At 63.4% G+C, this 25,610-nt stretch carries 28 protein-coding genes; 14 read left to right on the forward strand and 14 right to left on the reverse strand.

Features of this window, described 5'->3' with window-relative positions:
• Positions 1-24: 24 nt before the first annotated feature.
• The 7 genes from X726_RS140420 (at position 25) to X726_RS140390 (ending at position 7,309) form a co-directional block, all read left to right on the forward strand.
• Complete coding sequence (locus X726_RS140420) at positions 25-1,374, forward strand: EAL domain-containing protein (protein WP_023673185.1); 1,350 nt, start codon at positions 25-27, stop codon at positions 1,372-1,374.
• Between the two features lie 169 nt (positions 1,375-1,543).
• The gene (locus tag X726_RS140415) at positions 1,544-2,311 is read left to right on the forward strand and encodes an SDR family oxidoreductase (RefSeq protein WP_023673186.1); all 768 of its coding nucleotides are present in this window, start codon (positions 1,544-1,546) and stop codon (positions 2,309-2,311) included.
• A 5-nt stretch (positions 2,312-2,316) separates the two neighbouring features.
• Positions 2,317-3,261 carry a 2-dehydro-3-deoxygalactonokinase gene (locus X726_RS140410; RefSeq protein WP_031215507.1) on the forward strand — a complete coding sequence of 315 codons (945 nt, stop codon included), beginning with the start codon at positions 2,317-2,319 and terminating at the stop codon, positions 3,259-3,261.
• Positions 3,262-3,283: 22 nt separating this feature from the next.
• Positions 3,284-3,925: a 2-dehydro-3-deoxy-6-phosphogalactonate aldolase gene (locus tag X726_RS140405; protein ID WP_023673188.1), complete on the forward strand. Its 642-nt coding sequence runs from the start codon at positions 3,284-3,286 to the stop codon at positions 3,923-3,925.
• Positions 3,922-4,800, forward strand: coding sequence for an SMP-30/gluconolactonase/LRE family protein (locus X726_RS140400; RefSeq protein WP_198037395.1), 879 nt, complete (start codon positions 3,922-3,924; stop codon positions 4,798-4,800). Before X726_RS140405 ends, X726_RS140400 begins: the two co-directional genes overlap by 4 nt.
• A gap of 103 nt (positions 4,801-4,903) precedes the next feature.
• Positions 4,904-5,965, forward strand: a complete 1,062-nt coding sequence (locus tag X726_RS140395) for a hypothetical protein (protein WP_023673191.1) — start codon at positions 4,904-4,906, stop codon at positions 5,963-5,965.
• Positions 5,966-6,055: 90 nt separating this feature from the next.
• On the forward strand, positions 6,056-7,309 hold the full coding sequence (locus tag X726_RS140390) for a low temperature requirement protein A (RefSeq protein ID WP_031215508.1): 1,254 nt from the start codon (positions 6,056-6,058) through the stop codon (positions 7,307-7,309).
• A gap of 18 nt (positions 7,310-7,327) precedes the next feature.
• Here the strand turns inward: X726_RS140390 and X726_RS140385 are convergent, their stop codons facing one another.
• From X726_RS140385 to X726_RS140370, 4 genes are all read right to left on the reverse strand, one after another.
• Positions 7,328-7,615: a DUF1330 domain-containing protein gene (locus X726_RS140385; protein WP_023673193.1), complete on the reverse strand. Its 288-nt coding sequence runs from the start codon at positions 7,613-7,615 to the stop codon at positions 7,328-7,330.
• A 13-nt stretch (positions 7,616-7,628) separates the two neighbouring features.
• Positions 7,629-8,342, reverse strand: a complete 714-nt coding sequence (gene pyrF, locus X726_RS140380) for an orotidine-5'-phosphate decarboxylase (RefSeq protein WP_023755354.1) — start codon at positions 8,340-8,342, stop codon at positions 7,629-7,631.
• Positions 8,339-8,935 (reverse strand): NADPH-dependent FMN reductase, encoded by a 597-nt coding sequence (locus X726_RS140375; RefSeq protein WP_023673195.1) that lies wholly within the window; start codon positions 8,933-8,935, stop codon positions 8,339-8,341. The genes pyrF and X726_RS140375 overlap by 4 nt, the downstream gene beginning before the upstream one ends.
• A gap of 120 nt (positions 8,936-9,055) precedes the next feature.
• Positions 9,056-9,667: a LysE family transporter gene (locus X726_RS140370; protein WP_023714463.1), complete on the reverse strand. Its 612-nt coding sequence runs from the start codon at positions 9,665-9,667 to the stop codon at positions 9,056-9,058.
• Between the two features lie 122 nt (positions 9,668-9,789).
• Here X726_RS140370 and X726_RS140365 point away from each other — a divergent pair, with 122 nt between their 5' ends.
• Complete coding sequence (locus tag X726_RS140365; protein ID WP_023673197.1) at positions 9,790-10,698, forward strand: LysR family transcriptional regulator; 909 nt, start codon at positions 9,790-9,792, stop codon at positions 10,696-10,698.
• A 95-nt stretch (positions 10,699-10,793) separates the two neighbouring features.
• Here the strand turns inward: X726_RS140365 and pmtA are convergent, their stop codons facing one another.
• The 7 genes from pmtA to X726_RS140330 form a co-directional block, all read right to left on the reverse strand.
• Positions 10,794-11,399, reverse strand: a complete 606-nt coding sequence (gene pmtA, locus X726_RS140360) for a phospholipid N-methyltransferase PmtA (RefSeq protein WP_023687484.1) — start codon at positions 11,397-11,399, stop codon at positions 10,794-10,796.
• Between the two features lie 117 nt (positions 11,400-11,516).
• Positions 11,517-12,647: a molecular chaperone DnaJ gene (gene dnaJ / locus X726_RS140355; RefSeq protein WP_023673199.1), complete on the reverse strand. Its 1,131-nt coding sequence runs from the start codon at positions 12,645-12,647 to the stop codon at positions 11,517-11,519.
• Positions 12,648-12,866: 219 nt separating this feature from the next.
• Positions 12,867-14,783, reverse strand: a complete 1,917-nt coding sequence (gene dnaK / locus X726_RS140350; protein ID WP_023673200.1) for a molecular chaperone DnaK — start codon at positions 14,781-14,783, stop codon at positions 12,867-12,869.
• A gap of 370 nt (positions 14,784-15,153) precedes the next feature.
• Complete coding sequence (locus X726_RS140345; RefSeq protein WP_023673201.1) at positions 15,154-16,152, reverse strand: LLM class flavin-dependent oxidoreductase; 999 nt, start codon at positions 16,150-16,152, stop codon at positions 15,154-15,156.
• Positions 16,153-16,174: 22 nt separating this feature from the next.
• Positions 16,175-16,378, reverse strand: a complete 204-nt coding sequence (locus X726_RS140340) for an arylamine N-acetyltransferase (protein ID WP_023673202.1) — start codon at positions 16,376-16,378, stop codon at positions 16,175-16,177.
• A gap of 82 nt (positions 16,379-16,460) precedes the next feature.
• Positions 16,461-17,630 carry an AI-2E family transporter gene (locus X726_RS140335; RefSeq protein ID WP_023673203.1) on the reverse strand — a complete coding sequence of 390 codons (1,170 nt, stop codon included), beginning with the start codon at positions 17,628-17,630 and terminating at the stop codon, positions 16,461-16,463.
• 110 nt (positions 17,631-17,740) lie between these two features.
• Positions 17,741-18,802, reverse strand: coding sequence for an LLM class flavin-dependent oxidoreductase (locus X726_RS140330; protein ID WP_023673204.1), 1,062 nt, complete (start codon positions 18,800-18,802; stop codon positions 17,741-17,743).
• Between the two features lie 234 nt (positions 18,803-19,036).
• On the opposite strand from X726_RS140330, the gene X726_RS140325 reads away from it, so the two are divergent.
• Positions 19,037-19,465: a DUF6481 family protein gene (locus X726_RS140325; RefSeq protein WP_023673205.1), complete on the forward strand. Its 429-nt coding sequence runs from the start codon at positions 19,037-19,039 to the stop codon at positions 19,463-19,465.
• 85 nt (positions 19,466-19,550) lie between these two features.
• Here X726_RS140325 and sugE read toward each other — a convergent pair whose 3' ends face one another.
• Together sugE and X726_RS1000000172320 are read right to left on the reverse strand one after the other, a co-directional pair.
• Positions 19,551-19,865: a quaternary ammonium compound efflux SMR transporter SugE gene (gene sugE, locus X726_RS0136580; RefSeq protein WP_023681326.1), complete on the reverse strand. Its 315-nt coding sequence runs from the start codon at positions 19,863-19,865 to the stop codon at positions 19,551-19,553.
• 206 nt (positions 19,866-20,071) lie between these two features.
• A complete protein-coding gene (locus X726_RS1000000172320) occupies positions 20,072-20,197 on the reverse strand; it encodes a hypothetical protein (RefSeq protein ID WP_006200611.1) in 126 nt (41 codons plus the stop codon).
• A 213-nt stretch (positions 20,198-20,410) separates the two neighbouring features.
• On the opposite strand from X726_RS1000000172320, the gene X726_RS140320 reads away from it, so the two are divergent.
• The 4 genes from X726_RS140320 (at position 20,411) to X726_RS140305 (ending at position 23,656) form a co-directional block, all read left to right on the forward strand.
• Positions 20,411-21,220, forward strand: a complete 810-nt coding sequence (locus X726_RS140320; RefSeq protein ID WP_023673208.1) for a transglutaminase family protein — start codon at positions 20,411-20,413, stop codon at positions 21,218-21,220.
• Between the two features lie 112 nt (positions 21,221-21,332).
• Entirely contained in the window at positions 21,333-22,286 is a 954-nt protein-coding gene (locus X726_RS140315) for a cation diffusion facilitator family transporter (RefSeq protein ID WP_023696044.1), read from the forward strand.
• A 77-nt stretch (positions 22,287-22,363) separates the two neighbouring features.
• On the forward strand, positions 22,364-22,768 hold the full coding sequence (locus tag X726_RS140310; RefSeq protein WP_023673210.1) for a GFA family protein: 405 nt from the start codon (positions 22,364-22,366) through the stop codon (positions 22,766-22,768).
• Positions 22,769-22,849: 81 nt separating this feature from the next.
• Positions 22,850-23,656, forward strand: a complete 807-nt coding sequence (locus X726_RS140305) for a class I SAM-dependent methyltransferase (protein ID WP_023673211.1) — start codon at positions 22,850-22,852, stop codon at positions 23,654-23,656.
• Positions 23,657-23,717: 61 nt separating this feature from the next.
• On the opposite strand, the gene X726_RS140300 is transcribed toward X726_RS140305, so the two are convergent.
• On the reverse strand, positions 23,718-24,971 hold the full coding sequence (locus X726_RS140300) for a DNA recombination protein RmuC (protein WP_023673212.1): 1,254 nt from the start codon (positions 24,969-24,971) through the stop codon (positions 23,718-23,720).
• A gap of 103 nt (positions 24,972-25,074) precedes the next feature.
• Between X726_RS140300 and def the strand changes: the two genes are divergently transcribed.
• Positions 25,075-25,605 (forward strand): peptide deformylase, encoded by a 531-nt coding sequence (def, locus tag X726_RS140295; protein WP_023673213.1) that lies wholly within the window; start codon positions 25,075-25,077, stop codon positions 25,603-25,605.
• Positions 25,606-25,610: the final 5 nt, after the last annotated feature.

The following is a 25,610-nucleotide window of genomic DNA, read 5'->3' on the forward strand; positions in this document are numbered from 1 at the left end:
CGGGCGTCACAAACAGGGATACCGATGCAAACGACGTTTGGCACCGGGCAGGCAAGCAGGGAAAACTCGGATCTGGCGTTCACCGATGCGCTGACCGGGCTTGGCAACCATCGCCGCTTCTTCGACAAGGTCGATCGCCTGATCAGCGACCGTGCAGACGATCCCGCGCCGTTCACGGTCGGCATTCTCGACCTCGACGGCTTCAAGCCGATCAACGATCTGTTCGGCCACAAGGCCGGCGACGACATATTGATCCAGGTGGCGATGCGGCTGCGCGCCTCGATGGACAGCCACTCTACTGTCTGCCGCATCGGCGCCGACGAATTCGCCTTCCTCTACCCGATGGTGTTCTCGGAGGAGGCGGCGGCCGAGAAGTCGCGCATGATGATCGAAATCCTGTCGGCGCCCTACGATGTCGGCGAACGCACCGCCAGGCTTTCGGCCTCGGTCGGCTGCTCGCTCTTTTATTCCGGCGACGAAACCACGGAAATCCTCGTCAACAAGGCCGAAACGGCGCTCTACCACGCCAAGCGTTCGGGCCGTGGCCGCGTCGTCGTCTACACCCGCGAAATGGAAGAGGCGGCCAAGCGCGTCACCCGCATCGAACAGGCGCTGCGCCGCGCCGTCTCGGCCGGTGAGGTCGAGCCGCATTTCCAGCCCATCGTCGATCTGACCACCCGCCGCACCATCGGCTTCGAGACGCTGGCGCGCTGGACCGATCGCGACCTCGGCGTCGTCCCGCCGACCGTGTTCATCCCGATCGCCGAAGAGCGCGGCATCATCGGCCCGCTGTCGCAGCTGGTGCTGCGCAAGGCGGCCGAAGCGGCGCGCAGCTGGCCGAAGGACCTGTTCCTGTCCTTCAACCTGTCGCCCTCGCAGCTCGTCGACCAGAACACTGGCCTGCACATATTGTCGATCCTCGACCGCACCGGCTTCGATCCGCGACGGCTGGAGATCGAGATCACCGAAACCGGCCTGATGAACGATCCGGCCTCGGCCGAGAAGATCGTCGAGGACCTGCGTCGCGTCGGCATCCGAGTCTCGCTCGACGATTTCGGCACCGGCCAGTCCTCGCTCGGCCGCTTGCGCGAATTCCATTTCGACAAGCTCAAGATCGACCGCGCCTTCGTCTCCTCGATCCTCGACGACCGACCGTCGGAACACATCATCCGCGCCATTCTGGCCATGTGTGAAGGGCTCGGCATGGATGTCGTCGCCGAAGGCATCGAGGAGGAGGCGCAGGCCGACCGCCTCGTTCAGTTCGGCTGCGCCGGCGGCCAGGGCTATCTCTTCGGCAAACCGGTCGATGCCGACGCCACGCTCGGCTACCTCCGCGATTCCTATCGCGGCGCCCTCTACGCCAAGGCAGTCTGACCGGCGGTCTGGCCTGCGTCGAGCAAGTCAGCGGCGCGAGCCAAGATCGACTGTGGCCGCCATCTTGCGGCCTTTTGTCTGACATAAGCCAATCAAATCGCCGTTTTCGCCCTTGCTCCCCGGACTTGGCTGGATAGGATGCGCGCCGACCGGACCGGGAGATGAAGATATGATGCCATCGGCGGATTTTGCCGACCTCAGGGGAGCCTCGGTGCTGATCACCGGCGGCGGTTCCGGAATTGGTGCGGCACTGACCGAGGGCTTCGTTCGCCAGGGCGCCCATGTCGCCTTCATCGACATCGCCGATGGCCCAAGCACGCTGCTTGCCGACCGCGTCGAAAAAGAACTTGGCCGGCGACCGCTCTACCTCAAGACCGATTTGCGCGACGTCGAGGCGTTGCGCGCTTCGGCCGCCAAAGCGGCTGAGGCACATGGCGACGTCACCGTGCTGGTCAACAATGCCGCCTGGGACGAACGCCACGACGTCGCTGACGTTACCGTCGAGTTCTGGGACAACAATCTCGCCGTCAATCTGCGCCCGCATTTCTTCACCGCACAGGCGGTCGCGCCGGGCATGAAGCGGGCCGGCGGCGGTTCGATCATCAACTTCACCTCAACCTCCTATCTCATCAACCACCCCGATATGCCGGCCTACACCGCCGCCAAGGCCGGCATACTCGGCCTCACCAAAGGTCTCGCGGGCAAGCTTGGGGTCGACGGCATCCGCGTCAATGCGATTGCGCCGGGCTGGGTGATCACCGAGCGCCAGCGGGAACTCTGGGTCACCGAGCAGGGGCTCGCCGCCCATGTCGCCAAGCAATGCATCAAGCAGGTCATGCAGCCCGACGACATCGTCGGCACGGTGCTGTTCCTGGCCTCCGACGCCTCGCGTATGCTGACGGCGCAGATGTTGATCGTGGACGGGGGTTTCCTGTGAGCCCGGTGAATCAAAATCCGGCAAAAGGCACGCCGGCAGTCGCCGCCGTCGACTGGGGCACGACCCGCATGCGGGTCTGGCTGGTCGACGAGGCGGGCGGGGTGCTTGCCGAGCGTCGCGGCGATGATGGGTTGATCACCGCGCAGCAAAAAGGCTTTTCGATCATCCTCGAGGGCCATCTGGCGGCGCTCGGCGCACCGGCGACGCTGCCGGTCATCATCTGCGGCATGGCCGGCTCGCGCCAGGGTTGGCTGGAAGCGCCTTACGTCACCGTGCCGGCGCCGCTCAGTGCCATCCTCGCGGGGGCCGCCCGCATTCCCGGCCAGAGCCGCGACATCCGCATCGTGCCTGGCCTGGCGCAGCGCCTGGAAGATGCGCCGGACGTAATGCGCGGCGAGGAAACCCAGCTTGCCGGCGCCGGTTTGCCGGCAAAAGGTCGCCATCTCGTCTGCATGCCCGGCACCCATTCGAAATGGGTTCTGGTCGAAGACGGCGCGGTCGACGGCTTCTGCACCTGGCCGACCGGCGAGCTGTTTTCGGTGCTGGCCACTCACTCGATCCTGCGCCATTCGCTGGGCGAGAGCCCGAAGCCGGTCATTCCGGACAATCCGTTCTTCCAGGAATGGTGCCGCAAGGCTTTGGCCGAGGGCGGCGATGTCACCTCGCGGCTGTTCTCGATCCGCGCCGCCGGCCTGCTGCAGGACCTCAAGGCCGACGATGCCGCCGCTTGCCTGTCCGGCCTGCTGATCGGCGGCGAGATCGCCTCGGCGGGCCGCCGCTATGGCGAAAGCACCACCGCAATCGTGCTGGTCGCCTCGGGGTCGCTAGCAGCCCTCTACCGCCAGGCGCTCGACCTTGCAGGGCTTGCCGTCAGGACGGTCGACGCCGACGAGGCGGTGCGTGCCGGCCTTATCGAAGCGGCGCGGGAAAATGGCATGATCGCCAAATGACTCACCAGAGTGGAGTGACAGCGTGACCCAGACCGCCCCCTTCCCGAAGCTCAAGCGTGGTCTTGTCGCCATTCTGCGCGGCCTCAAACCCAGCGAGGCGGTTGCCATCGGCCAGGCGCTGTTTGACGCCGGCATCGAAGCCATCGAGGTGCCGCTCAATTCGCCGGAGCCGTTTTCATCGATCGCCAGCATTGTCACCGCATTGCCCAAGACAACGCTGGTCGGCGCCGGCACGGTGCTGACTTCAGCCGATGTCGACGCCCTGGCCAAGGCCGGCGGGAGGCTGCTGGTCAGCCCCAACATCGATGCCGACGTCATGGCCCGCGCCATGCACCATGGCATGGTGACGATGCCAGGCGTGTTCACCCCCACCGAAGCTTTTCAGGCGATTACGCTTGGGGCTTCGGCGCTCAAATTCTTCCCGGCAAGCGTGCTCGGGCCCAGCGGCATTTCGGCGATGCGCGCCGTGCTGCCGGCCGATACCGTGGTCGGCGCCGTCGGCGGCGTTTCCGACAAAGACTTTGCCGGCTACAAAGCCGCTGGGGTGACTGCTTTTGGTCTTGGCTCCAGCCTGTTCAAACCCGGTATGAGCGTCGACGAGGTGGCCACGCGTGCCCGGGCGGCGGTAACGGCCTGGGATGCGGCCTTCGGCGGAGCGGCATGATGGGAAACGTTTCGGTTTTTTCGGACCATGTCTGTGAACTCGGCGAGGGGCCGAGCTACGATCCCGCCACCGATACGCTGTTCTGGTTCGACATTGTCAACGGCCTGCTGCTGGAGCAGGGTGTCACGTCCGGCGCGCGGAAAGTCCATGAACTCGGCCAGATGGCCAGCGCCATCGCCATTGTCGATGACAATCGCCAGCTCATCGCTACCGAGACTGGCCTGCATGTCCGCGACGTCTCGACCGGCAAGCTGACGCTGCATACGCCCATCGAGGCCGACAATGCGCTGACCCGCTCCAACGATTCGCGCGTCCACCCTTGTGGCGCCTTCTGGGTCGGCACGATGGGCAAGGGTGAGGAGAAGGGCGCGGGCGCCATCTACTGGTTCTTCGAGGGAGAATTGCGCACGCTTTACACCGGCATCACCGTGTCGAACTCGATCTGTTTCTCGCAGGATGGAACGATCGCCTACTACACCGATACCTCGACCGGCCTCTTGATGCGGGTCGCCTGCGATCCGGCGACTGGCCTGCCGGTCGGCGAGTCCAAAGTATTCGTCGACCATCGCTCGTCCAAGGGCTTTGTCGACGGCTCGGTCGTTGATCGCGACGGCGTGCTGTGGAATGCCGTCTGGGGCGGCAAGGCGGTGAAGGCGTATTCGCCGGACGGCACATTGTTGCGCGAAATTGCCATGCCGGCGGGGCAGTCCTCGTGCCCGGCCTTTGTCGGCGCCAAGGCCGATCGGCTGGCGGTGACCTCGGCCTGGAAAGGTAAGGACGAAAAGCAGCGCAAGCTCGACCCGCAGGCCGGCATGACCTTCCTGCTTGACCTCCCCGTCAACGGCCGCTTCGAACCGCGCGTGCTGATCGCCTGAGCGTACCGGTTATCGTGCAGGCGTCGGGCGCGGGTCGATTTCGCGCAAGCCGATCGCATTGGCCGTGCGATGCTGTGGCTGCATCACCGAGAAGCGTTGACCCATGCCGCGCCCGACCTTGATCCTCGTCCATGAGCCGGAAAGGGCCTGTTTCGACAGGCTGGTCGCCGACGGCTTTCCCGCCGAGCGCGCCTTGGAAATCTCGTCTTATCTGGCGCAGTCGACCGATCTCGCTCCTGAGTTCGATCAACTGGCGACCGCTTGTGAAAAGCGCGGCCTGGCCTTTATGCCGGTTGCACTCGACGATGCGGCAAGCGCGCTGGCGAAGGCCGATCCCGCAACCACGCTGGTCTGGACGCTGACCGACGGCATTGCCTATTTCCGCGGTGCTGCGGCGCCCGCACTTGCCAGGCTGAATGGGCTTAGAACCATCGGGGCCGACGATGCGCTGTTCGCGCTTTGCCAGGACAAGTTCCGTTCCGGCGCCGTGCTTTGCGCGCTCGGCCTGCCGGCGCCGCAGGCAGGCCTGGCCCGCGACGGCCGCTGGCTGGCCGACCCGCCAGCTTCGGAAGCCGGCTGGTTCGTCAAGCCGAACCGGCTCGGCTCCAAGGTAGGCATCTGGCCGGATTCACGCTGCAACGACCTGGCCCATGCGCTGGAGCTTAGCCGGCGGGTCTATGCCGCTTATCGCGACGATGTCGTCGTCCAGCCCTATGTCGGCGGTCGCAATGTCCGCGCCAGCTTCCTTGGGCTGCAAACGGATGCCGGGGCGGAAGCGCTCGGCGTTGCATTCGTCGACTCCGGCGGCGATTTCCAGACCATGGCGGACTCGATGGCGCTTTACGGCGACACCGGCGAGGCCGCCAAGGCGGCTGGACTATACAGCGAGCCGGTGCTGGAGGCGGTTGCCGACACCCAGCCGGCAGCCGCGGCAACCATCCGCCGCATCGCCGAGCGGCTGGTCAGCGGGCTCGGCCTGCGAGACGTGTTTTCCCTCGATTTCAGGGTCGAGGCTAACGACCATGTCCACCTCATCGAGTTCGAGGTCTGTCCCGGCCTGCCCTGCTTCGATTTCCGCGCCTATTGCCTGATGCAATGGGGCATGACGCTGGCCGATGCGGTTGCCGAGACGGCGGCGAACCGACTGAACCGACAGGCGATCTGAACGGTCGAGGGACCAGCGCGACCTACCGCGCCTTGACGGCTTTTGCTCCACCTTTAGTGTCGCGGGACAGTCCTCAGGCAAGGCCGCGCGATGAGCACACCAGCAAGCTCCCTCCACCATCACATCAGGCGCATGGCCGGGCGCGATCCGCACGAGGCGCATCGCGTCGCCACGCCGCTCGAGCTGCTGTTCGATCTGACCTTCGTCACCGCCTTCAGCCTTGCCGCCGCGCAACTGGCGCACGCCCTTGCCGAGGGCAACTACGCGGCGGCGCTGATCGGCTTCGGCTTTGCCAGCTTCGCCATCTGCTGGGCGTGGATCAATTTCTCCTGGTTTTCCTCCGCCTATGACACCGACGATTGGATCTTCCGCCTCGTCACCATGGTGCAGATGATCGGCGTGCTGGTGCTGGCCATCGGCCTGCCGCGCATGTTCGCCTCGATCGAGCATGGCGAACACCTCAACAATTCGGTCATGGTGCTGGGCTACGTCATCATGCGCGTCGCCATGATCTTCCAATGGCTGCGCGCGGCGCGGCAGGACCCTGGGCGGCGGCGTGCCTGTCTCACCTATGCCATCGCCATCGCGATCGCCCAGATCGGCTGGGTGGTGCAGATCCTGGTCGATTTCTCGCTGGAGACCAGCCTGGCTTTCGGCGCGGTCCTGCTTCTCATCGAGCTTGCCGGACCGGTCATCGCCGAACGCCGGGATGGCGGCACGCCCTGGCACGCGCACCACGTCGCCGAGCGCTACAGCCTGTTCGCCATCATCGCGCTGGGCGAAGGGGTGGTCGGCACGCTGGCGACGCTGTCGGCCGCGGTCGAGGAGCAGGGCTGGAACCTCGATGCCGCCTTGATCGGCATTGCCGGAATGGGTCTCACCTTCGGCATGTGGTGGGTCTATTACATGCTGCCCTCGGGGACGGTGCTGCACCAGCACCGCAGCCGTTCCTTCGTCTGGGGCTATGGCCAGATGGTGATCGTCGCTGCCATCGTCGCCACCGGCGCCGGGCTGCATGTCGCGGCCTATTTCATCGAGCACAAGGCCCATATCGGCCCGGTAGCGACCCTGCTCTCGGTCGCCATTCCGCTAGGCGTGTTCCTGGGGGCGATCTACGCGCTGTATTATTATCTCGTCCAGCGCTTCGATCCCCTCCACATCTGGCTGCTGGCGGGAACGGCTGCGGTCGTCGCACTTGCCATCATCGCCGCCCTTGCCGGCGTCGACATGGCGGTCTGCCTCATCTTACTCACGCTAGCGCCGGCCGTCACCGTTGTTGGCTATGAGCTGTCGGGGCACCGCCATCAACTGGAGGTGCTGGCGCAGGAGGAAGCGCCGCACTGAGCAGAGCAGCTTCGCGCGTCAGATACCCTCGACCAGCACGATCTCGCCATTGGCTACTTTCTGACGGATGGCGACGGCGCGCTGGTACTCCGGCGAGTGGTAGCAATCGTGCGCCGCGCTGAGCGATTCGAACTCGATAATGACATTGCGGGCGCGGCCAGGCCCCTCGGCCTTTTCATGCTCACCGCCACGGGCAAGGAACTTCACGTCGAAACGGTCGAAAGCGAGCTTGGCGGCAGCGACATAGTCCTTGTAGCCTTCGGCGTCGCGCACATCGACGCGGGCTATCCAGTATCCCTTGGGCATTTTCTTCTCCTCATTACGCGGCGCGCATCTCTTCCAGTATGGCTTCCGCCGCCGCGCGCCTGTCGCTTGCCGCCACGATTGGCCGGCCCACAACAAGATGGCTGGAGCCGTTGCGGATCGCCTGGCCGGGCGTCACCACGCGTTTCTGGTCGCCATGGTCGCTGCCCTTGGGCCGTATCCCCGGTGTCACCACCGCCAGGTCGGGTCCGACGATGCGGCGCACCGCTTCCGCCTCCTCGGCCGAGCAGACGACGCCGCCCATGCCGGCATGCAACGCCTGTTCGGCGCGTCTCAGCACCAGCGTGTGAGGGTCGTATTCATAGCCGGCGTCGATCACGTCCTGCTCGTCCATCGAGGTCAGCACGCTGACCGCCAGCAGGCAGAGGTCGCTGCCCCTGGCGGCCTCCACCGCGGCTCGCATCGCCTTGGGATAGGCGTGGATGGTCAGCATGGTCATGCCCATGCGCACGATGTTCTCGACACCCTTCGCCACCGTGTGGTCGATGTCGAGCAGCTTCATGTCGAGGAAGATTTTCGTGCCGCCGCTGGCCAACTCCCTGGCGAAGTCGAGCCCGCCGGCGAAGGCCAGCTGATAGCCGATCTTGTAGAAGGAGACGACGCCGTCGAGCTCCTGCACCGCCTGTTCGGCCTCTTTCACCGTCGGCACGTCGAGGCCGACGATCAGCCTTTCTCTCATGGTATGGGCCTGCATGGCTGTGGAAATCATGCCCCGGTCCGGGTCGACAGCATGCGCGAGGTTTCGATCAGCGTGCGGCATAGGTGCTCCATCGATTTGGTCAGTCTCTCATCCCTGAAATTGCCGTCGCCGTCGAAGGCACTGCCGCCATCGGATACCGAGCATTCCGGCGTCACCATCTCCAACTGGCAGCGCACCAGCACGGCGCGCAGATGGTTGATGCAGCGGATCCCGGCGAAATGTCCGTTGGAAGACGAGCACAGGCCGGCGACCTTGCCGACAAGCGGCCTCACCGGCCAGCCGCCATCGAGGCGCACCCGGCTTACCCAGTCGATCGTGTTCTTGAGCAGTGGCGGGATCGAGCCATTATATTCCGGCGTCGCGATCAGTAGCCCGTCATGGGCGGCGATCAGCCGGCCGAGCTTCACGGCGTTGTCGGGAACGCCTTTTTCCTTTTCGAGGTCCTCGTCGATGATCGGCAGCGGATAGTCGGCCAGCGAAATGCGCGTCACCTCGGCGCCTTGCATGGCCAGCTCCTTCTGCGCCACATCGGCGGTCCTGCCGCTGAAGGCGCCGCTGCGCACCGAGCCGGCGAAGACGAGGATTTTCGCGATCACAGCCATTGGCCACTCTTGTTCCCGGACAGGTACAGCCAGAGGCTGCGCAAATCAACGCACTGGCTCAAAAAACGGAAACGATCGGGGGGCAGGCGCGCGAAGGTGTGCCGAGCAGCTGGGCTATTGCTAGTGGGTGACCGCAATTCTTGCACTCAGCGCGATGAGTGCAACTCCGAGCAAGGCATCTATCGGCCTGCGGACGCTGCCATATACCGACCGAACCCTTCTTGTGGAGAACATTAGCGCGACAAGCCCAAACCACGCCATCGCGACCAGCCCGATTATGGCCAGCGACACTGCCTGGACCCAGATCGGAGCCTGCATCGGCAATACCGATATGAACAGGCTCGCGAAGAAGGCGGCCGTCTTCGGATTTGTAATTCCGACAACGAAGCCGCTTCGCCAAGGAGCCGTAGTCTCTGCGCCACTGACGGCCAGCGGTGGCTGCGCCTGCCAAGCCGACAAAAGGATCTTGCTGCCCAGGTAACCGAGATACACGGCGCCGGCGATCCGGACGGCAAGGTGAGCCCATGCAATCTGCGTCAGCACGAGGCCCAGGCCAAACATCGCGAGAGCCGCCCACACCATGATCGCTGCGGCAATGCCAAGCGCCACATGGAACCCCGCGCGACGGCTGATCAGCGCATGGGAAGTCACGGCTACAAAATCGGGTCCCGGGCTCATGGCGCCGAGCAGGAACACTGAAGCAAGTGTCAGGAATTGCGGAAGGTAGCTCATGCGAAGCTCCAATTTCAGGCTCGTCGTACCGCACGCCTGCATGCCAGAGAGGCCAGGAAGCCGCTCGCCGCGATTTCGAGGGTCGTTTCCCTCATCTTCACAAACCTACAGCGCCCTTTAATATGAGCGAAATGAAAGATATTTCGGCAGCCATGAACAAAGCTAATATCAACATCACAATGGTGCGCGTCCTGACATCGCTCAGCGAGACGCGCAGCTTCACGAAAACCGCCGAGCGGCTCTGTCTTTCTCAATCGGCCATAAGCCATGCAATGAAGGCGCTGGAGGAGATCGTTGGCGCGCCCCTCGTCATACGTGATCGGCGCGGTGTCGCTTTCACCGCAACCGGCGAGGCGGCTTTGGATGCGGCGCGCGCCGCTTTGCATGCTTTAGGCCGTCTTGCCGGCCTACGGGAACACTCCATCAAAGGCAGAGTACGGCTCGCGCTGGTCAGCAGCGCCTCGGTAAAGATTGCTCCATATGCGTTGAACATTACTTCCGTCCGGCACCCGGAGCTTGCTGTCGAACTGCTCTTGGGCACGGATACCGAGGTGGCGGAGTGGGTCGATCGCGGTGCCGCCGATATTGGACTGTCCTACATCGCCGGCAATTGCCAAGCCGAGGAACTTGTCGACGACGAACTCTTTGTGGCGTCATCGCAAAAGAACTCAGTCCAAGGCGGGTCATTTCCGATCCGCGCTCTCGACGGCCAGCCATTCATCATGTCGAGCGGCGGCTGCGGACCAATGCTTGCCGAATTGTTCCAGGATTTTGGCGTTGCGCCAGTTGTCATCCTGTCGGCGAGCGATATGGCGGCGCTGCTTGCTCTGGTTGGGGCCGGGCGCGGTTTGTCGATTGCGCCAGGCCTGGCGTTTCCGGCCGATTGGCAGCGAACCGTCGCGAGGCGTCCTCTGGAGCCGCGTGCGCGTCGGCCTCTGCTGCTTCTGTTCTCCAGCAGCGCCGAAGCAACGGCCGTGCGGGCCATGTGCGCGGCGATCAGAGAAGTCGCCACGAGTTTGCGAGGCGGATAACAGTCAAGGATGTGGATCGACCCTCAATCGAGCTTCCTTCGGGAGACGTCGATCCTCTACAAGGCGCCAGAGACTTCTCCCGCCCCCAATACCAGCTAATGCGCTTCCCGCCGGTAGATCCACAGCTGCGTCGGCGGGATGTTGCGGAAGATGAAGTCGAAATGCTTGACCGTGTAATTGCCGCGGCCGGGCGGGATCGGCGACAACGGCCCATAGGTCAGCTGCACGATCGGCCGTCCAACCGGGATGCGGTCTAGCAGGCTTTCAATATAGGCGATCCGCTGTGCGACCGGAAAATTGAGCAGCGGCACGCCGGAGACGACGGAATCGAAAACCATCCCGCTCTTCTCGCCAAGCGTGGCGTTGAGATTGAAGGCATCGCCCTCGATGACGTTGACGCCGGGATAGAGCTGGCGCAGATGGCGCACGAAATCGGTGGAATATTCGACCGCGTACAGGTTTTCGGGCTTAACGCCCTGGGCGAGGATTGCACGGGTGATGACGCCTGTGCCGGGTCCGACTTCAAGCACCGGCAGGCCGGACTTCGGATTGACGATGGAAGCCATCTTGCGGGCGGTGATGGAGCTTGTCGGCACGATCGAACCGACCGACTTCGGCTTGTCGATCCAGCCTTTGAAGAATTTGAGTTCGTCGTCGAACTTTTCCGCCAGCGCCTTCCGCAATCCCGGACCACGTGCCATGCAAGTTCTCCTCAACACTCCCCGAACGCTACTTAGCAGCTAACAGGTCCAAGGCAAGGCGCGATCTGGCATAAGATGTTGATGACGTTCGGGAAGCGTGGCGGCCTTGGTTTGGGTTCAGTGCTCGCCGAAGGATTCGAAAAAGTCCTTCATGCGGGCGAAAAAGCCGCTCGACTGGGGCGAATTGTCCTTCGACGACAGCTGCTCGAACTCTTCCAGCAGCTCGCGCTGGCGGCGCGACAGGTTTTGCGGCGTTTCGACCGCGGTCTGGATATAGAGGTCGCCGACATTGGGCTGGCGCAGCACCGGCATGCCCTTGCCCTTGAGGCGGAACTGGCGGCCGTTCTGCGTGCCTTCGGTCACTTTCACCTTGGTCTGACTGCCGTCCAGCGTCGTCACCTCGAACGAGCCGCCAAGGGCGGCCGTCGTCATCGATATCGGCACCTTGCAGTAGAGATCGGCGCCGTCGCGCTGGAAGAATTCATGCGGCTTCACCGCCAGGAAAATATAGAGGTCGCCCGATGGGCCGCCGCGCAGGCCCGCCTCGCCCTCATTGGCAAGCCGGATGCGGGTGCCGTCCTCGATGCCGGCCGGGATATTGACCGACAGCGAGCGTTCCTCGGTGACGCGGCCCTGGCCGGCGCATTTCGGGCACGGGTCCTTGATCGTCTGGCCGCGGCCTTGGCATTGCGGGCAGGTACGCTCGATCGAGAAGAAGCCTTGTGTCGCTCGTACCTTGCCGTGGCCATGGCACATCGAGCAGGTCAACGGCTGGGTGCCGGGCTTGGCGCCGGTCCCGGAGCATTCCGTGCATGAGATCGAGGCCGGCACGCGGATTTGCGCGGTCTTGCCGGCAAACGCTTCTTCCAGCGTGATTTCCATATTGTAGCGCAAATCGGCGCCACGCTCGCGGCCGCCCGACGAGCGGCGCTGGCGCCCGCCCATCATGTCGCCGAAAATATCCTCGAAAATGTCGGCGAAGCCGCCGGCGCCAAAACCTTGCGCGCCGCCATTCATGCCGCCCTGCTCGAAGGCGGCGTGACCGAAACGGTCATAGGCCGCGCGCTTCTGCGGGTCCTTCAGCGTTTCGTAGGCTTCGTTGATTTCCTTGAACTTATGCTCGCAGGAGTGATCGCCGGGATTGCGGTCGGGATGGAACTGCATGGCCAGCTTGCGGAAAGCGCTCTTGAGCTCCTTCTCGTCGGCGCCCTTCTGCACGCCCAGCGTCTCGTAGAAATCAGCTTTCATCTTTTCCCGCAGTCCGGATGCTCAACGTCTTGATGCATGTTGCGTCGTTTGCCGGCACGTTGTCTCGATTTAGGAGCGGTGCTGCCCGGATGCTAGGGCCGGCGCGCTTGTGCCTGTGTTTTTCAGTGACTTTTTCGGCAAGGCCCGCACTTTTTCAGCGAGGGTTGCAAAAAAGCCCGGCTTTGCGCCGGGCTTTCCGCTTTATTTGCCGTCAACCGGTCAGGCCGACTTCTTCTTCTCGTCGTTTTCGTCGATTTCCTCGAAATCGGCGTCGACCACGTCGCTATCCTTGGCCGCGTCCGCCTTGGCGTCGGCTTCCGCCGCTTCCTTCTGCGAAGCTTCGTACATGGCCTGGCCGAGCTTCATGGATGCTTCGGCAAGGGTCTGCGACTTGGCCTCGATGTCGGCGGCATCGTCGCCTTCGGCAGCAGCCTTCAGCGCCGTGATAGCCTCCGATATCGCCGTGCGCTCGGTTTCCGAAACCTTGTCGCCATATTCCTTCAGCGACTTCTCGGAGGAGTGCACCAGCGCCTCGGCCTGGTTGCGGGCCTCGACCAAAGCACGCCGCTGCTTGTCGGTCTCGGCATTGGCTTCGGCGTCCTTGACCATCTTCTCGATGTCGGCGTCCGAAAGGCCACCAGAGGCCTGGATGCGGATCTGGTGCTCCTTGCCGGTGCCCTTGTCCTTGGCCGAAACGTTGACGATGCCGTTGGCGTCGATGTCGAAAGTGACCTCGATCTGCGGCACGCCGCGCGGCGCCGGCGGAATGCCGACCAGGTCGAACTGGCCGAGCGCCTTGTTGTCGGCAGCCATTTCACGCTCGCCCTGGAAGACGCGGATGGTCACGGCCGACTGACTGTCTTCAGCGGTCGAGAACACCTGGCTCTTCTTGGTCGGGATCGTCGTGTTGCGTTCGATCAGGCGGGTAAACACGCCACCCAGCGTCTCGATGCCGAGCGACAGCGGCGTCACGTCGAGCAGCAGCACGTCCTTCACGTCGCCCTGCAGCACGCCGGCCTGGATGGCGGCGCCCAAAGCGACGACTTCATCCGGGTTGACGCCCTTGTGCGGCTCCTTGCCGAAGAACTGCTTCACGATCTCCTGGATCTTGGGCATGCGGGTCATGCCGCCGACCAGGACCACTTCGTCGATCTCGCCAGCCTTCAGCCCGGCATCCTTGAGCGCCGCCTTGCAGGGCTCGATGGTGCGCTGGACGAGATCGTCGACCAGTTGCTCGAACTTGGCGCGGGTCAGCTTCAGCGTCAGGTGCTTGGGGCCGGTCGCGTCGGCGGTGATGAAGGGCAGGTTGATTTCCGTCTGCGTCGTCGACGACAGCTCGATCTTGGCCTTTTCAGCCGCCTCCTTGAGGCGCTGCAGCGCAAGCTTGTCGTTCTTCAGGTCGATGCCCTGTTCCTTCTTGAACTCGGCCGCCAGGTATTCGACGAGACGCATGTCGAAATCCTCGCCGCCGAGGAAGGTGTCGCCATTGGTCGACTTCACTTCGAACACGCCGTCGCCGATTTCGAGCACCGAAATGTCGAACGTGCCGCCGCCAAGGTCATAGACGGCAATGGTCTTGCCATCCTTCTTGTCGAGGCCGTAGGCAAGTGCTGCAGCCGTCGGCTCGTTGATGATGCGCAGCACCTCAAGGCCGGCGATCTTGCCGGCGTCCTTGGTGGCCTGGCGCTGGGCGTCATTGAAATAGGCCGGAACGGTGATGACCGCCTTCTCGACCTTCTCGCCGAGATAGGCCTCCGCCGTTTCCTTCATCTTCTGCAGGATCATGGCCGAGATCTGGCTGGGCGACTGCTTCTTGCCGCCGGCCTCGACCCAGGCATCGCCATTGTCGCCCTTGACGATCTTGTAGGGGACAAGCTTCTTGTCCTTCTCCGTCACCGGGTCGTCATAGCGGCGGCCGATCAGGCGCTTGACCGCAAAGATGGTGTTTTCAGGATTGGTGACCGCCTGGCGCTTGGCCGGCTGGCCGACGAGACGTTCGCCGTCGCCCGAGATGGCGACGATGGAAGGCGTCGTGCGCGCGCCTTCCGCATTTTCAATGACCTTGGGCTCCTTGCCATCCATGATGGCGATGCAGGAGTTGGTGGTGCCGAGATCGATACCGATTACTTTTGCCATTTTTCTAGTCTCTCCGCTAAGCAGGCTCTCAGGACCCGTAAGGCGTTCCGACGAAAGCCCCTGTTCACAAGAAATTCCGCTCCGGCAACCGGCATTCCGGCACTGGGCGGCTTGGCGCGTATATAAGAACAGGCGGCATCGGGCGCAAGCATTCTGCGCATGGCATCCACCGCGCCGCGCTTGGCGCCTTTGAACAGCCGCCCGGCGGCCCGGATGTGCTCAAACCGCGCTCAAACCCCAGGATCTGCGCGATCCCCCGGCGAAGCGCCCAGTCAGGGCTTCGAAACCACAAGAAAACGTCACCTATGCGTGAGAGAGGCGGCTCCTGGCTGAGGAAGGCGCCTGCCCACAGCAGACACAGGCAAAAGCGTCACGCGGCCTGCGACAGCGATTTATGCGCCTCGGCCAGGATTTCGAACGAGCGCACGCGTGCCGCATGGTCGAAGATCTGCGCGGTCACCATCAGCTCGTCGGCGCCGGTGCGGCGCACGAACGCGTCTATGCCTTGCCGGACGGTTTCGGGCGAGCCGACCACGGCGCAGGACAGCGCCTGCGAAATCATGGTTTTTGCCATCGGCTCGAGCGTCTGGTCATAGCCCTCGACCGGCGGCGGCAGGCGGCCGGCCCGCCCGGTGCGCAGATTGACGAAGGCCTGCTGGAGCGAGGTGAACAGCAGTTTTGCCTCTCCATCGGTCGGTGCGGCGAAAACGTTGAGGCCGAGCATGACATAGGGCTTGTCCAGCTGTTCCGAAGGCTGGAAGCGCGAACGGTAGATCTCCAGCGCATGGTCCAGTTCGGCCGGCGCGAAATGCGAGGCGAAGGCATAGGGCAGGCCGAGCATGGCGGCGAGCTGCGCGCCATAGAGGCTGGAACCGAGGATCCAGACCGGCACCTTCTGGCCTTCGCCGGGCACGGCGTGGATACGCTGGCCTTCCGCGGCCGGCTGGAAATAGCCCATCAGCTCGACGACATCCTGGGGGAAATTGTCTGACGCCTCGAGATTGCGGCGCAGCGCGCGCGCTGTTCCCATATCGGTGCCGGGCGCGCGGCCGAGGCCGAGGTCGATGCGGCCGGGGTGCAGTGCCGCCAGCGTGCCGAACTGCTCGGCAATCACCAGCGGCGCATGGTTGGGCAGCATGATGCCACCGGCGCCGACGCGGATGGTCTTGGTGCCGCCGGCGACATGGGCGATGACGACGGCGGTCGCCGCGCTGGCGATGCCCGGCATGTTGTGGTGCTCGGCCAGCCAGTAGCGCCTGTAGCCGAGCCGCTCGGCATGGCGGGCCAGGTCGAGCGAATTTGCCAGCGATTGCGAGGCGTCGCTGCCTTCGACGATCGGCGACAGGTCGAGAACGGAAAGTGCGGTCATGGGCCTCAAGCCTTTACGATGTTCAACTGCCTGACCCTGGTTTCGAAGGCGCGGTCGGGAATGACGATGTCGAGCTGGTGCCAAGCAACGGGTCCATATTCTCGAACGGGATCGCCTGCGGACGCTGGCGATGCGGCGCGCTCAGCGTGCCGAGCGGAGCATCGATCGGGCCGCGATAGCCGATGCGGTCGAAATAGGAATCGAGGTCGAAGGAGGCATCTTTCATCGCAGGGTCCGGCTTGACCGGCTCGATATAGGCACTCCGCCTGAAGACAACAAATGCGCGATGACGGGCAGGCGCGGCAAGCTTATGCCGCTGCCTTTCCGTTCTCTTCGGCCGCTTCTTCCTCCACCACGGCCGTCTGCTGTGCGGCGAGAAAATTGCCGACATGGCTGAGGCCATCGAAATGATCGCAGAACACTTTGACGACGACCAACAGCGGCACCGCCATCAGCGCGCCGACAAAGCCCCAAAGCCAGGACCAGAAGGCGATGGCGATGAAGATCGCCACGGCGTTGATCTCGAGGCGTCGGCCGACAACCATCGGCGTAACGAACTGGCCTTCGACGATGTCGCACAAAAGCACGAAGCCCGGCGCCAAAAGGGCGTAGGTGATCGAGTCGAAGCTGATCATCGCAATGACGCTGACCAGCACGATGGTGATCAGCGCGCCGACATAGGGCAGGAAGTTGAGCAGCGCCGCCATCGTTCCCCAGACGAGCGGGTTGGGCATGCCGAGCGCCCACAGGCCAAGGCCGATAACCGCGCCGAGACCGGCATTGATGACGGTGACGGTGAGCAGATAATGCGAGATTTCGCGCTCGACGTCATAGACGACGCGCAAGGCCCGCTTCTTCTCACTGAGGCTGGCGAAGGACTGGATGATCTTCTCATAGAACATCGTGCCTGACGCCAGCAGGAACAGCGACAGCACGAAGATGATGGTCAGGCTTGTCCCCGCCGACAGGACGTTGCTGGCGGCGGCCGACAGGACGCCGGACTGTGCCATCGCCACCTTCTGGATGCCCGGCTCCTGCGAGGTCTCCGTCATCTGTTCGATCTGATGCGAGATCTGCATGATCCTCTCGAGCGGACGCCGTAATTGCGCCAGCCGTTCGGTAAGTTGTTGGCCGATCGACGAGGTGTTGTTGAGAAGGTCGATGACCGGGCCGCTGAGCAGATAGCCGGCAACGCCGAAGACGCAGATCGACAGCACGACCAACATTGTCGCCGAAACCACTTCCGGAATGCCGCGCTTGCGCAGGAAGCGCACGATTGGTGTCAGCGTCAGCGTCAGCAGGAAGGCGAGGATGACCGGCATGAAGAAAGCACGCGCGAAATACAGCGCGTAGATGGCCATGAACAGGAAGATCCCGATGAGCAGCGAACGCATCAGATGCGTGTCGGCACGCGCCACAACTCTCGCCTCTTCGGTTTCGGCAAGGCCAGCACCCAAAGCGGCGGGTTCGGCTTTCATGATTTTCCCTCAGCGGCGCACCGCAATTGGTGCATTCCCCTGACGGAAACGCCTCTGCAAGCCCAAGGTTCCGTTAGCCGGCAAGGCCCTCAATCCGGGCCGCCCGTCGCTCAGGCGGCTGGCGCTGCGACGGCGACGCCGGGCTTGGCGGTCTCCTTGCGCACGATCGGCGCCACCTTGGTGCCGTACAGTTCGATCGCCTTCATGATCTTGGCGTGCGGCATGGCGCCGATCGCCATCTGCAGCAGGAAGCGGTCATTGTTGAAGATCTTGTGCTGGGCGACGATCTTTTCCGCCACCTGCTCCGGATTACCGACGAACAGCGCGCCGTTCGGACCACGCGACTGATCGAAATGCGCCCGCGAGGTCGGGCCCCAGCCGCGCTCGCGGCCGATGCGGTTCATCACTTCGGCCTGCGGGCCGTAGAAATCGTCGGCCGCCTGTTCAGTGGTCCCGGCGATGAAGCCGTGCACATTGATGCTGGTGGCAAGGCCCGAGGGGTCGGTACCGGCCCGCCTGGCGGCATCGCGATAAATGTCGAACAGCGGTGCAAACCGCGCCGGCTCACCGCCGATGATGGCCAGCGCCAGCGGCAGGCCGAGCACGCCCGCGCGCGCCGCAGATTGCGGCGTTCCACCTATTGCGATCCAGATCGGCAATTTGTCCTGCAGCGGCCGCGGATAGACGCCGCGGTCGTTGATGGGCGCGCGCAGATTGCCGGACCAGGTGACATTTACATTATCGCGGATGGCCAGCAGCAAATCGAGCTTTTCGGCGAACAGCTCGTCATAGTCCTCGAGATTGTAGCCGAACAGCGGGAAGGATTCGATGAACGAGCCGCGCCCGGCCATGATCTCGGCCCGGCCGTCCGACAAAAGGTCGAGCGTTGCGAACTGCTGGAAGACGCGCACCGGATCGTCGGAGGACAGCACGGTGACCGCGCTGGTCAGCTTGATGCGCTTGGTGCGTTCGGCGGCAGCGGCCAGCGCCACCACCGGCGCGGACGCGGCATAGTCGGGGCGGTGATGTTCGCCCAGACCAAAGACGTCGAGGCCGACCTGGTCGGCCAGCTCGACCTCCTCGATCAGATTGCGCAGTCGCTGATGCGGGCCGATCGCGCCGGGGCCGGGCTCCGGGCTGACGTCGGCGAAAGTGTAGAGACCGAGTTCCATGGCATGTCATCCAAATGTTCTGATTTGCCGCTAGAGGTAGCGGCGAGCCGCCCCGGCCGCCAGAGGGGCGGATGGTGAACAGTGCATGTCGGTTTCGGCCGGCTTTGTTTCAGGGAAAACGCGTCTCCCGGCTGCAACAGCATAAACTTTCATGGCTGGCATACCGTTTTGGCGCTTGAACTCTCGGTTTTCGCGCGTATGTAAGCGTCGCGAATTGACTTCAGGGAAGTGGACTTGGCTATCTACAGGGAAAAAGACATTTTCGAGCGGCGCAATGCCGCGAACGAGGCAAAGAAGGCGCTTCTGGAGCGCTTCAAGTCAAAGCCGGCGGCTGATGATCCTGCGGTTCTGGCCAAACAAGCCGAACGCAAGGCGATTCTTGAGGCTCGCGAGATACGCGAGGCCGAAAAGGCCAGGCTGAAGCAGGAAAAGCTGGCACGCGAGGCGGTCGAGAAGGCCGAGCGCGAGGCAGCAGCCGAAGCGGCGCGTATTGCGGCCGAAGAGGCAGCGCAGGCTGAAGCGAAGATCAAGGAAGCCGAAGAAAACGAGCGCATTGCCCGTTTGCTGGCCGACGAAGCCGAACGCAAGGCCAAGCGCGACGCACGCTATGCGGCCCGCAAGCAGCGTACCGGCAGGACGCCTCCGGGCTTCTCCGCCCGCTAACGCTTCGATCGAAACGATCGGACATCAGGGTCGCCTTCCAGCGGCCCTGAATGTGTTTGTGCGTCGATTTCCTTGGTTGCTTTGCTCAGGCGGCGAGCTTCAGCCCCATAATGCCGCAGACGATGAGCGCAATGCAGGCGAGCCGGATGGCCGTCGCCGGCTCGCCCAGCAGCCAGATGCCAAGCAGCGCCGTGCCGACCGTGCCGATGCCGGTCCACACCGCATAGGCCGTCCCGACAGGCAGCGTCTTGAGCGCCAGGCCGAGCAACCCGAGGCTGATGATCATCGAGGCGACAGTGAGCACCGTCGGCAGCGGCTTCGAGAAGCCGTCAGTGTATTTGAGGCCGATCGCCCAGCCGATTTCGAACAGACCAGCGAAGAACAGAAAAATCCACGACATCGGGATGCACTCCTTCCATGAGGATGGCGGGGCGTCCCGGCCGGACTTTTGAGAAAGGCGCGAGGTCGTCCTCGCCGCTTCGGTATAAGCGGCTGCGCCGGTGCGATCAACAAAAACACCGGCCGCATCGTTCATGCCGCCGGTGTCAAAATCTGCGCCGAAACGGTTGTCCGGATTTCAACCGTCCAAGATCTTCCGAGGCGGGCTTACTTTTCCTTGAGCCTCATCGCCTTGACGGGCGGCGCCTTGAGTGCCGGAGCCGCTGCGGGCTTCTTGGCGTCTTTTTTCGGCTTCCGAGCTTCCTTGCCCGCCTTCATCGCACCTTTAGCCATGATTCGCTCCTCCAGTTGCTGGGAGGCCAAGTGAAACAAGAGAAACGCCGGACTGCAAGGGGGCGGGCGTCTGTCGCCGGCGCCGTCGGGCCGCTTTCAACCGGTTTCTAATTTGCTCGTAAACCATTCCGGTCCGTGCCATGGTTGCCTTCGCACTGCAGCATCGGCCATGCCTTCGCCCGGCGATGATCAGGCAGTGCGGTCAGGACGACAATGCGAATCCGCATCGGCAGCGAGATGAGTTTCGATTTTCCGCAGGAAACGCCGCTCATCGCGATGCTCAACGTCCACTACTCCAGGGCCTCCGATCTCGAGCGCCCGGATTTCCTGACCTCCAGCCCGCCGGTGCCGATCCAGAGCTACCGCGACAGTTTCGGCAATTGGTGCAACCGTTTCGTCGCCCCGCCCGGGCGCTTCACCTTCGGCACCGATTCGGTAATCCGCGACCCCGGTACCTTCGAGATGGGCGACCTGATGGCCTGGCAGCATGAGGTTCGCGACCTGCCGTCGGACACATTGCTGTTCCTGTTGCCCAGCCGCTTTTGCGAGAGCGATCTGCTGGCCAGCGAAGCCTGGCGGCTGTTCGGGCATACGCCGCTCGGTATTGCCCGCGTCCAGGCGGTCTGTGATTTCGTCCACAACCACATCGTCTTCAGCTACGGCAATGCCCGACCGACGCGCACCGCGGCCGAAGCCTATCGCGAGCAAAGCGGCGTCTGCCGTGACTTTGCCCACCTCGCCGTCACCTTCTGCCGTGCGCTAAACATCCCGACCCGCTACTGCACCGGCTACATCAGCGACATCGGCCTGCCCAAACCTTGGGCGAGCATGGATTTCGCAGCCTGGATGGAGGTCTATCTCGGTGGCCGCTGGCATGTCTTTGACCCGCGCAACAATTCGCCACGCATCGGCCGCATCCTGATCGCGTCGGGTCGCGACGCCGCCGACGTGCCGCTGACCCACATCTTCGGACCGGGCACGCTGGCTGGTTTCAAGGTGTGGACGGACGAGATCATCGAATAGGGGCGTCTTTCCGCAAGCTGGCCTTCAACCTGAACGACCAGGCGATTCGTGCGTTGTGATGCCTGTGGAGCTCGGCGGCAGGCCGTTACATTGGGCGCCTTGGAGGGACAGCATGGCAGCGCATGGCGGGTCGAAGACGGTCATCTACGCGGCGCTCGCCGGTAATTTAGCTATTGCTATGACCAAATTCGTCGCCGCCTTCTTCACCGGCAGCTCGGCGATGCTGTCGGAAGGCGTGCACTCGCTGGTGGATACCGGCAATGGCGGGCTGCTGCTCTACGGCATGCACCGCGCCGCCCGTCCGCCGGACCGCACGCACCCGCTCGGCCATGGCCGCGAGCTGTATTTCTGGAGCTTCATTGTCGCCCTGCTCGTCTTTGCGCTCGGCGCTGGCGTGTCCTTCTATGAAGGCGTCGTCCACATCATGGCGCCTCAGCCGGTCGCCAATCCCAAAATCAACTACATTGTGCTGGGCCTCTCAATGCTGTTCGAGGGCAGCTCCTGGTACGTGGCGCTGAAGGAGTTCCGCCAGCAGAAGGGCAACCAAGGCTGGCTGCAGGCCGTGCAATCGAGCAAGGATCCGAGCGTCTACACGATCCTGTTCGAGGACAGCGCCGCCCTGCTCGGTCTGTTCGTCGCCTTCGCCGGCATATTGGCGGCCGAACTCCTCGACATGCCCGAGCTCGACGGCGTCGCCTCGATCGGCATCGCGATGATCCTCGGCGCCACCGCCATCTTTCTGGCGCGCGAAAGCAAGGGATTGCTCATCGGTGAGCCGGCCTCGCCGGAAGTGCAGGCCAAGGTGCTGGCCATCGCCCAGCAGGATCCGGCAGTGCAGCGGGCCAACGGCGTTCTCACCGTCCATCTCGGCCCGCAACAGATCGTCGCTGGGCTGAGCATCGAATTCGAGGACCATCTGACGGCGCCTGAGATCGAAGCCTGTGTCGAGCGCATCGAGGCGCTCTTGAAAAAAGAAATGCCGGAGATCACCAGACTGTTCGTCAAGCCGCAGACGACCGGAACCTGGGAGCACCGGCGCAAGCAGGTCGAGGCGGCGTCGGACTAGTTCTGGACCAGCAGTCCACCGTTGGCGCCATCGCCTGGTCCCGCTAAGATCACCCGACGGATTTCGGAGAATCAACGATGAAAATCGATGGTGGGTGCCATTGCGGCGCCATAACTTATGAAGCAGACGTCGACCCGGAAAAGACCTCTATCTGTCATTGCACCGACTGCCAGCAACTGACCGGTACCGCCTTTCGTGTCACTGTTCCCGCGCCTGAGGATCATTATAGGATCACAAAGGGCACACCGAAGGTTTATATCAAGACGGGATCGAGCGGCGCCAAGCGTGCCCAGGCGTTCTGCGGCGACTGCGGTTCCCATCTTTACGCAACGTCGGTTGGCGACGGGCCGAAGGTCTATGGGATCAGGGCGGGGACCGCGCGGCAACGCGAGGATCTCGTTCCGACCCAACAGAAATGGCACCGATCGGCCCTGCACTGGCTTCCGGAATTCGAGGGCGTAAGCATCGTAGAGGCGCAGTAGCACCTGCCTCCCGGTTAAACGCGGCCCAAACCAGCCAATAATGTGCTAGGCTAGCCATCAAACGGATGGCGGGGGATAGCAATGTCGGAAACGGACAAAGTGTTTGCCGGCTCGATTCCGGAAAACTACGACCATTACATGGTGCCGCTGATCTTCGAGCCGTTCGCCGCGGATTTGGCACGACGGGCAGCGTCCTTGTCGCCCGGCGCCGTCCTGGAAGTCGCCGCCGGTACCGGCGTTGTCACCCGCGCATTGGCTCCAAAACTGTCTCCCGGCGCAAGCTATGTCGTGACCGACCTCAACCAGCCTATGCTCGACTACGCGGCCTCGCGACAAGCTCCCGACAGTCGTATACAATGGCGTCAGGCGGATGCTCTGGCGCTGCCGTTCGAAGATGCGGCTTTCGATCTCGTTTGCTGTCAGTTCGGCGCGATGTTCTTTCCCGACCGAGCCGCCGGCTATCGCGAAGCAAAGCGGGTCCTGAAGACCGGCGGCCATTTCCTGTTCAACGTGTGGGATCGCATCGAAGAGAATGTATTCGCCAATGATGTGACGAATGCTCTTGCGGAGATTTTTCCGAACGATCCGCCCCGCTTTCTCGCCCGCACGCCGCACGGCTACAATGACATTGCATTGATCCGCGGCGAGTTGGAAGCCGCAGGTTTCTCCCGTGTGGTGATCGACACGAGGGCCGAACAAAGCCGTGCCTCCTCGCCGCGCCTTCCGGCGGTTGCCTATTGCCAGGGAACTCCGCTTCGCAACGAAATCGAGGCCAGAGGAAAACTGGAAGCCGCAACCGATCACGCCGCGTCCGTGATTGCAGCCAGACACGGCAGCGGCGAGGTTGCGGCCAAGATCCAGGCGCACGTGATCGTGGCTACGGTCTAATGCATGGCGCCCAGAAGTGTGCCGCGGTTCTGGGACAACGACATGCATCAAAACAAAGACTTTAATCGTCGCCTTCGACGACACGTAGCCTGAGCTGCCCCGTCTTGGAATCCGCCACCCGCACCCCGGCTTCGGCCTTGGCGGGTCCGCCACCGCGCACTTCGGCTTCGCTTTCGCCAAACTCCAGCGCTTCGATCTTTTGGCCGCGCTTGGTCACCTTCGAGGTCGACACCAGTATCTCGTCGATATCCTTGGCCGACTGGCCAAAATGCGTTTGCAGCCGGCGCACGCGTTCGTCGACACGCGCGACGTCCTCCATCAGCCGGATCACCTCGCCCTGGATCAGATGCGCCTGTTCGCGCATGCGGGCGTCCTTGAGGATGGCCTGGATGACCTGGATCGACAGCATCAAAAGCGACGGCGAGACGATGATGACACGCGCCCGGTGCGCCTTCTGGACCACGGCGTCAAAATTCTCGTGGATTTCGGCGAACACCGATTCCGACGGCACGAACATGAAGGCGGTGTCCTGCGTCTCGCCCTGGATCAGGTATTTTTCCGAGATATCGCGGACGTGAATTTCGATGTCGCGGCGGAAAGCCTGGGCCGCGATCTTCTGTTGTTCGGCGCCATCGGCGGCGCGGATGGCGTTCCAGGCTTCCAGCGGAAACTTGGCGTCGATGGCAAGCTGCGGCGCACCGTTCGGCATCCTGACCAGGCAGTCGGGACGGCTGCCGTTTGACAGCGTTGCCTGGAACTCGTAGGCGCCCATCGGAAGGCCGTCGGCGACGATCGCCTCCATGCGCGACTGGCCGAAGGCGCCGCGCGTCTGCTTGTTGGACAGGATCGCCTGCAATTGCACGACCTGGCCGGCCAGCGACTGAATGTTGCCTTGCGCGGTGTCGATGACCGCCAGCCGTTCCTGCAGTTTGGCGAGGCTCTCATGCGTCGATTTGGTCTGTTCGGTCATGGTTTGACCGAGCCTGCCGGTCATGGCGTCGAGGCGCTGGCCGATCGACTGGTTGAGTTCGGCCTGCCTTGCGCCGAACACGTCGGCGATGGCGCCCATGCGGCCCTGCATCTCGGCCTGGCTTTGCAAAATGCCGGCCATCCGCGCCTCGGCGTCGCGGGCGTGGTCGGCAGCTTCCGCCGCGGCGATGGTGCGCGCCTTGGCCGATCGCCACAGCGCCACGACAAGCGCCAGGAACAGGCCGAGAAACACCAGCGCGCCGATGGCCAGTGCATGGCCGAGCGTGATCGTCGTAGCGCCAAGCCGGGCAACGGGTTCGGAAAGGATGGTGCTCAGGTCGTTCATCCCGCCAGCATAGCCGATTCGCAGACCTGGCACAGATCAAAACGTGAACGAGACCGATTCGCACCGGTTGACGCTTCTCCTGCGACGTTTTAGGTGAGGCGCCATGTCGATCAAGCCGCTCATCATCCTTCCCGATCCTATCCTGCGCCAGGTTTCCAAACCGGTCGAACGCGTCGACGCGCCTTTGCGCAAACTGGCCGACGACATGCTGGCGACGATGTATGATGCGCCGGGCATCGGCTTGGCCGCAATCCAGATCGGCGAGCCGCTGCGCATGCTGGTCATCGACCTCGCCAAGGAAGACGAGCCGCCGGCGCCGCATGTCTTCATCAATCCCGAAATCCTCGAAAGCGCCGACGCTCGCTCGGTCTACGAGGAAGGCTGCCTGTCGATCCCGGACTATTACGCCGAGGTCGAGCGTCCCGCCTCGGTGCGCGTGAAATATCTCGACCGCGACGGCAAGCTGCAGGAGATCGAGGCCGAAGGCCTGATGGCGACCTGCCTGCAGCACGAGATCGACCATCTCAACGGTGTGCTGTTCATCGACCACATCTCGAAGCTGAAGCGCGACATGGTGGTCAAGAAGTTCAAGAAGCTCGCCAAGGACAAGGCGCCGGGCAAGCTGGTGGGATAGGGAAG

Origin of the sequence: Mesorhizobium sp. LSJC285A00 (assembly GCF_000503155.1) — a bacterium.
In the GTDB taxonomy this organism is placed as follows: domain Bacteria; phylum Pseudomonadota; class Alphaproteobacteria; order Rhizobiales; family Rhizobiaceae; genus Mesorhizobium.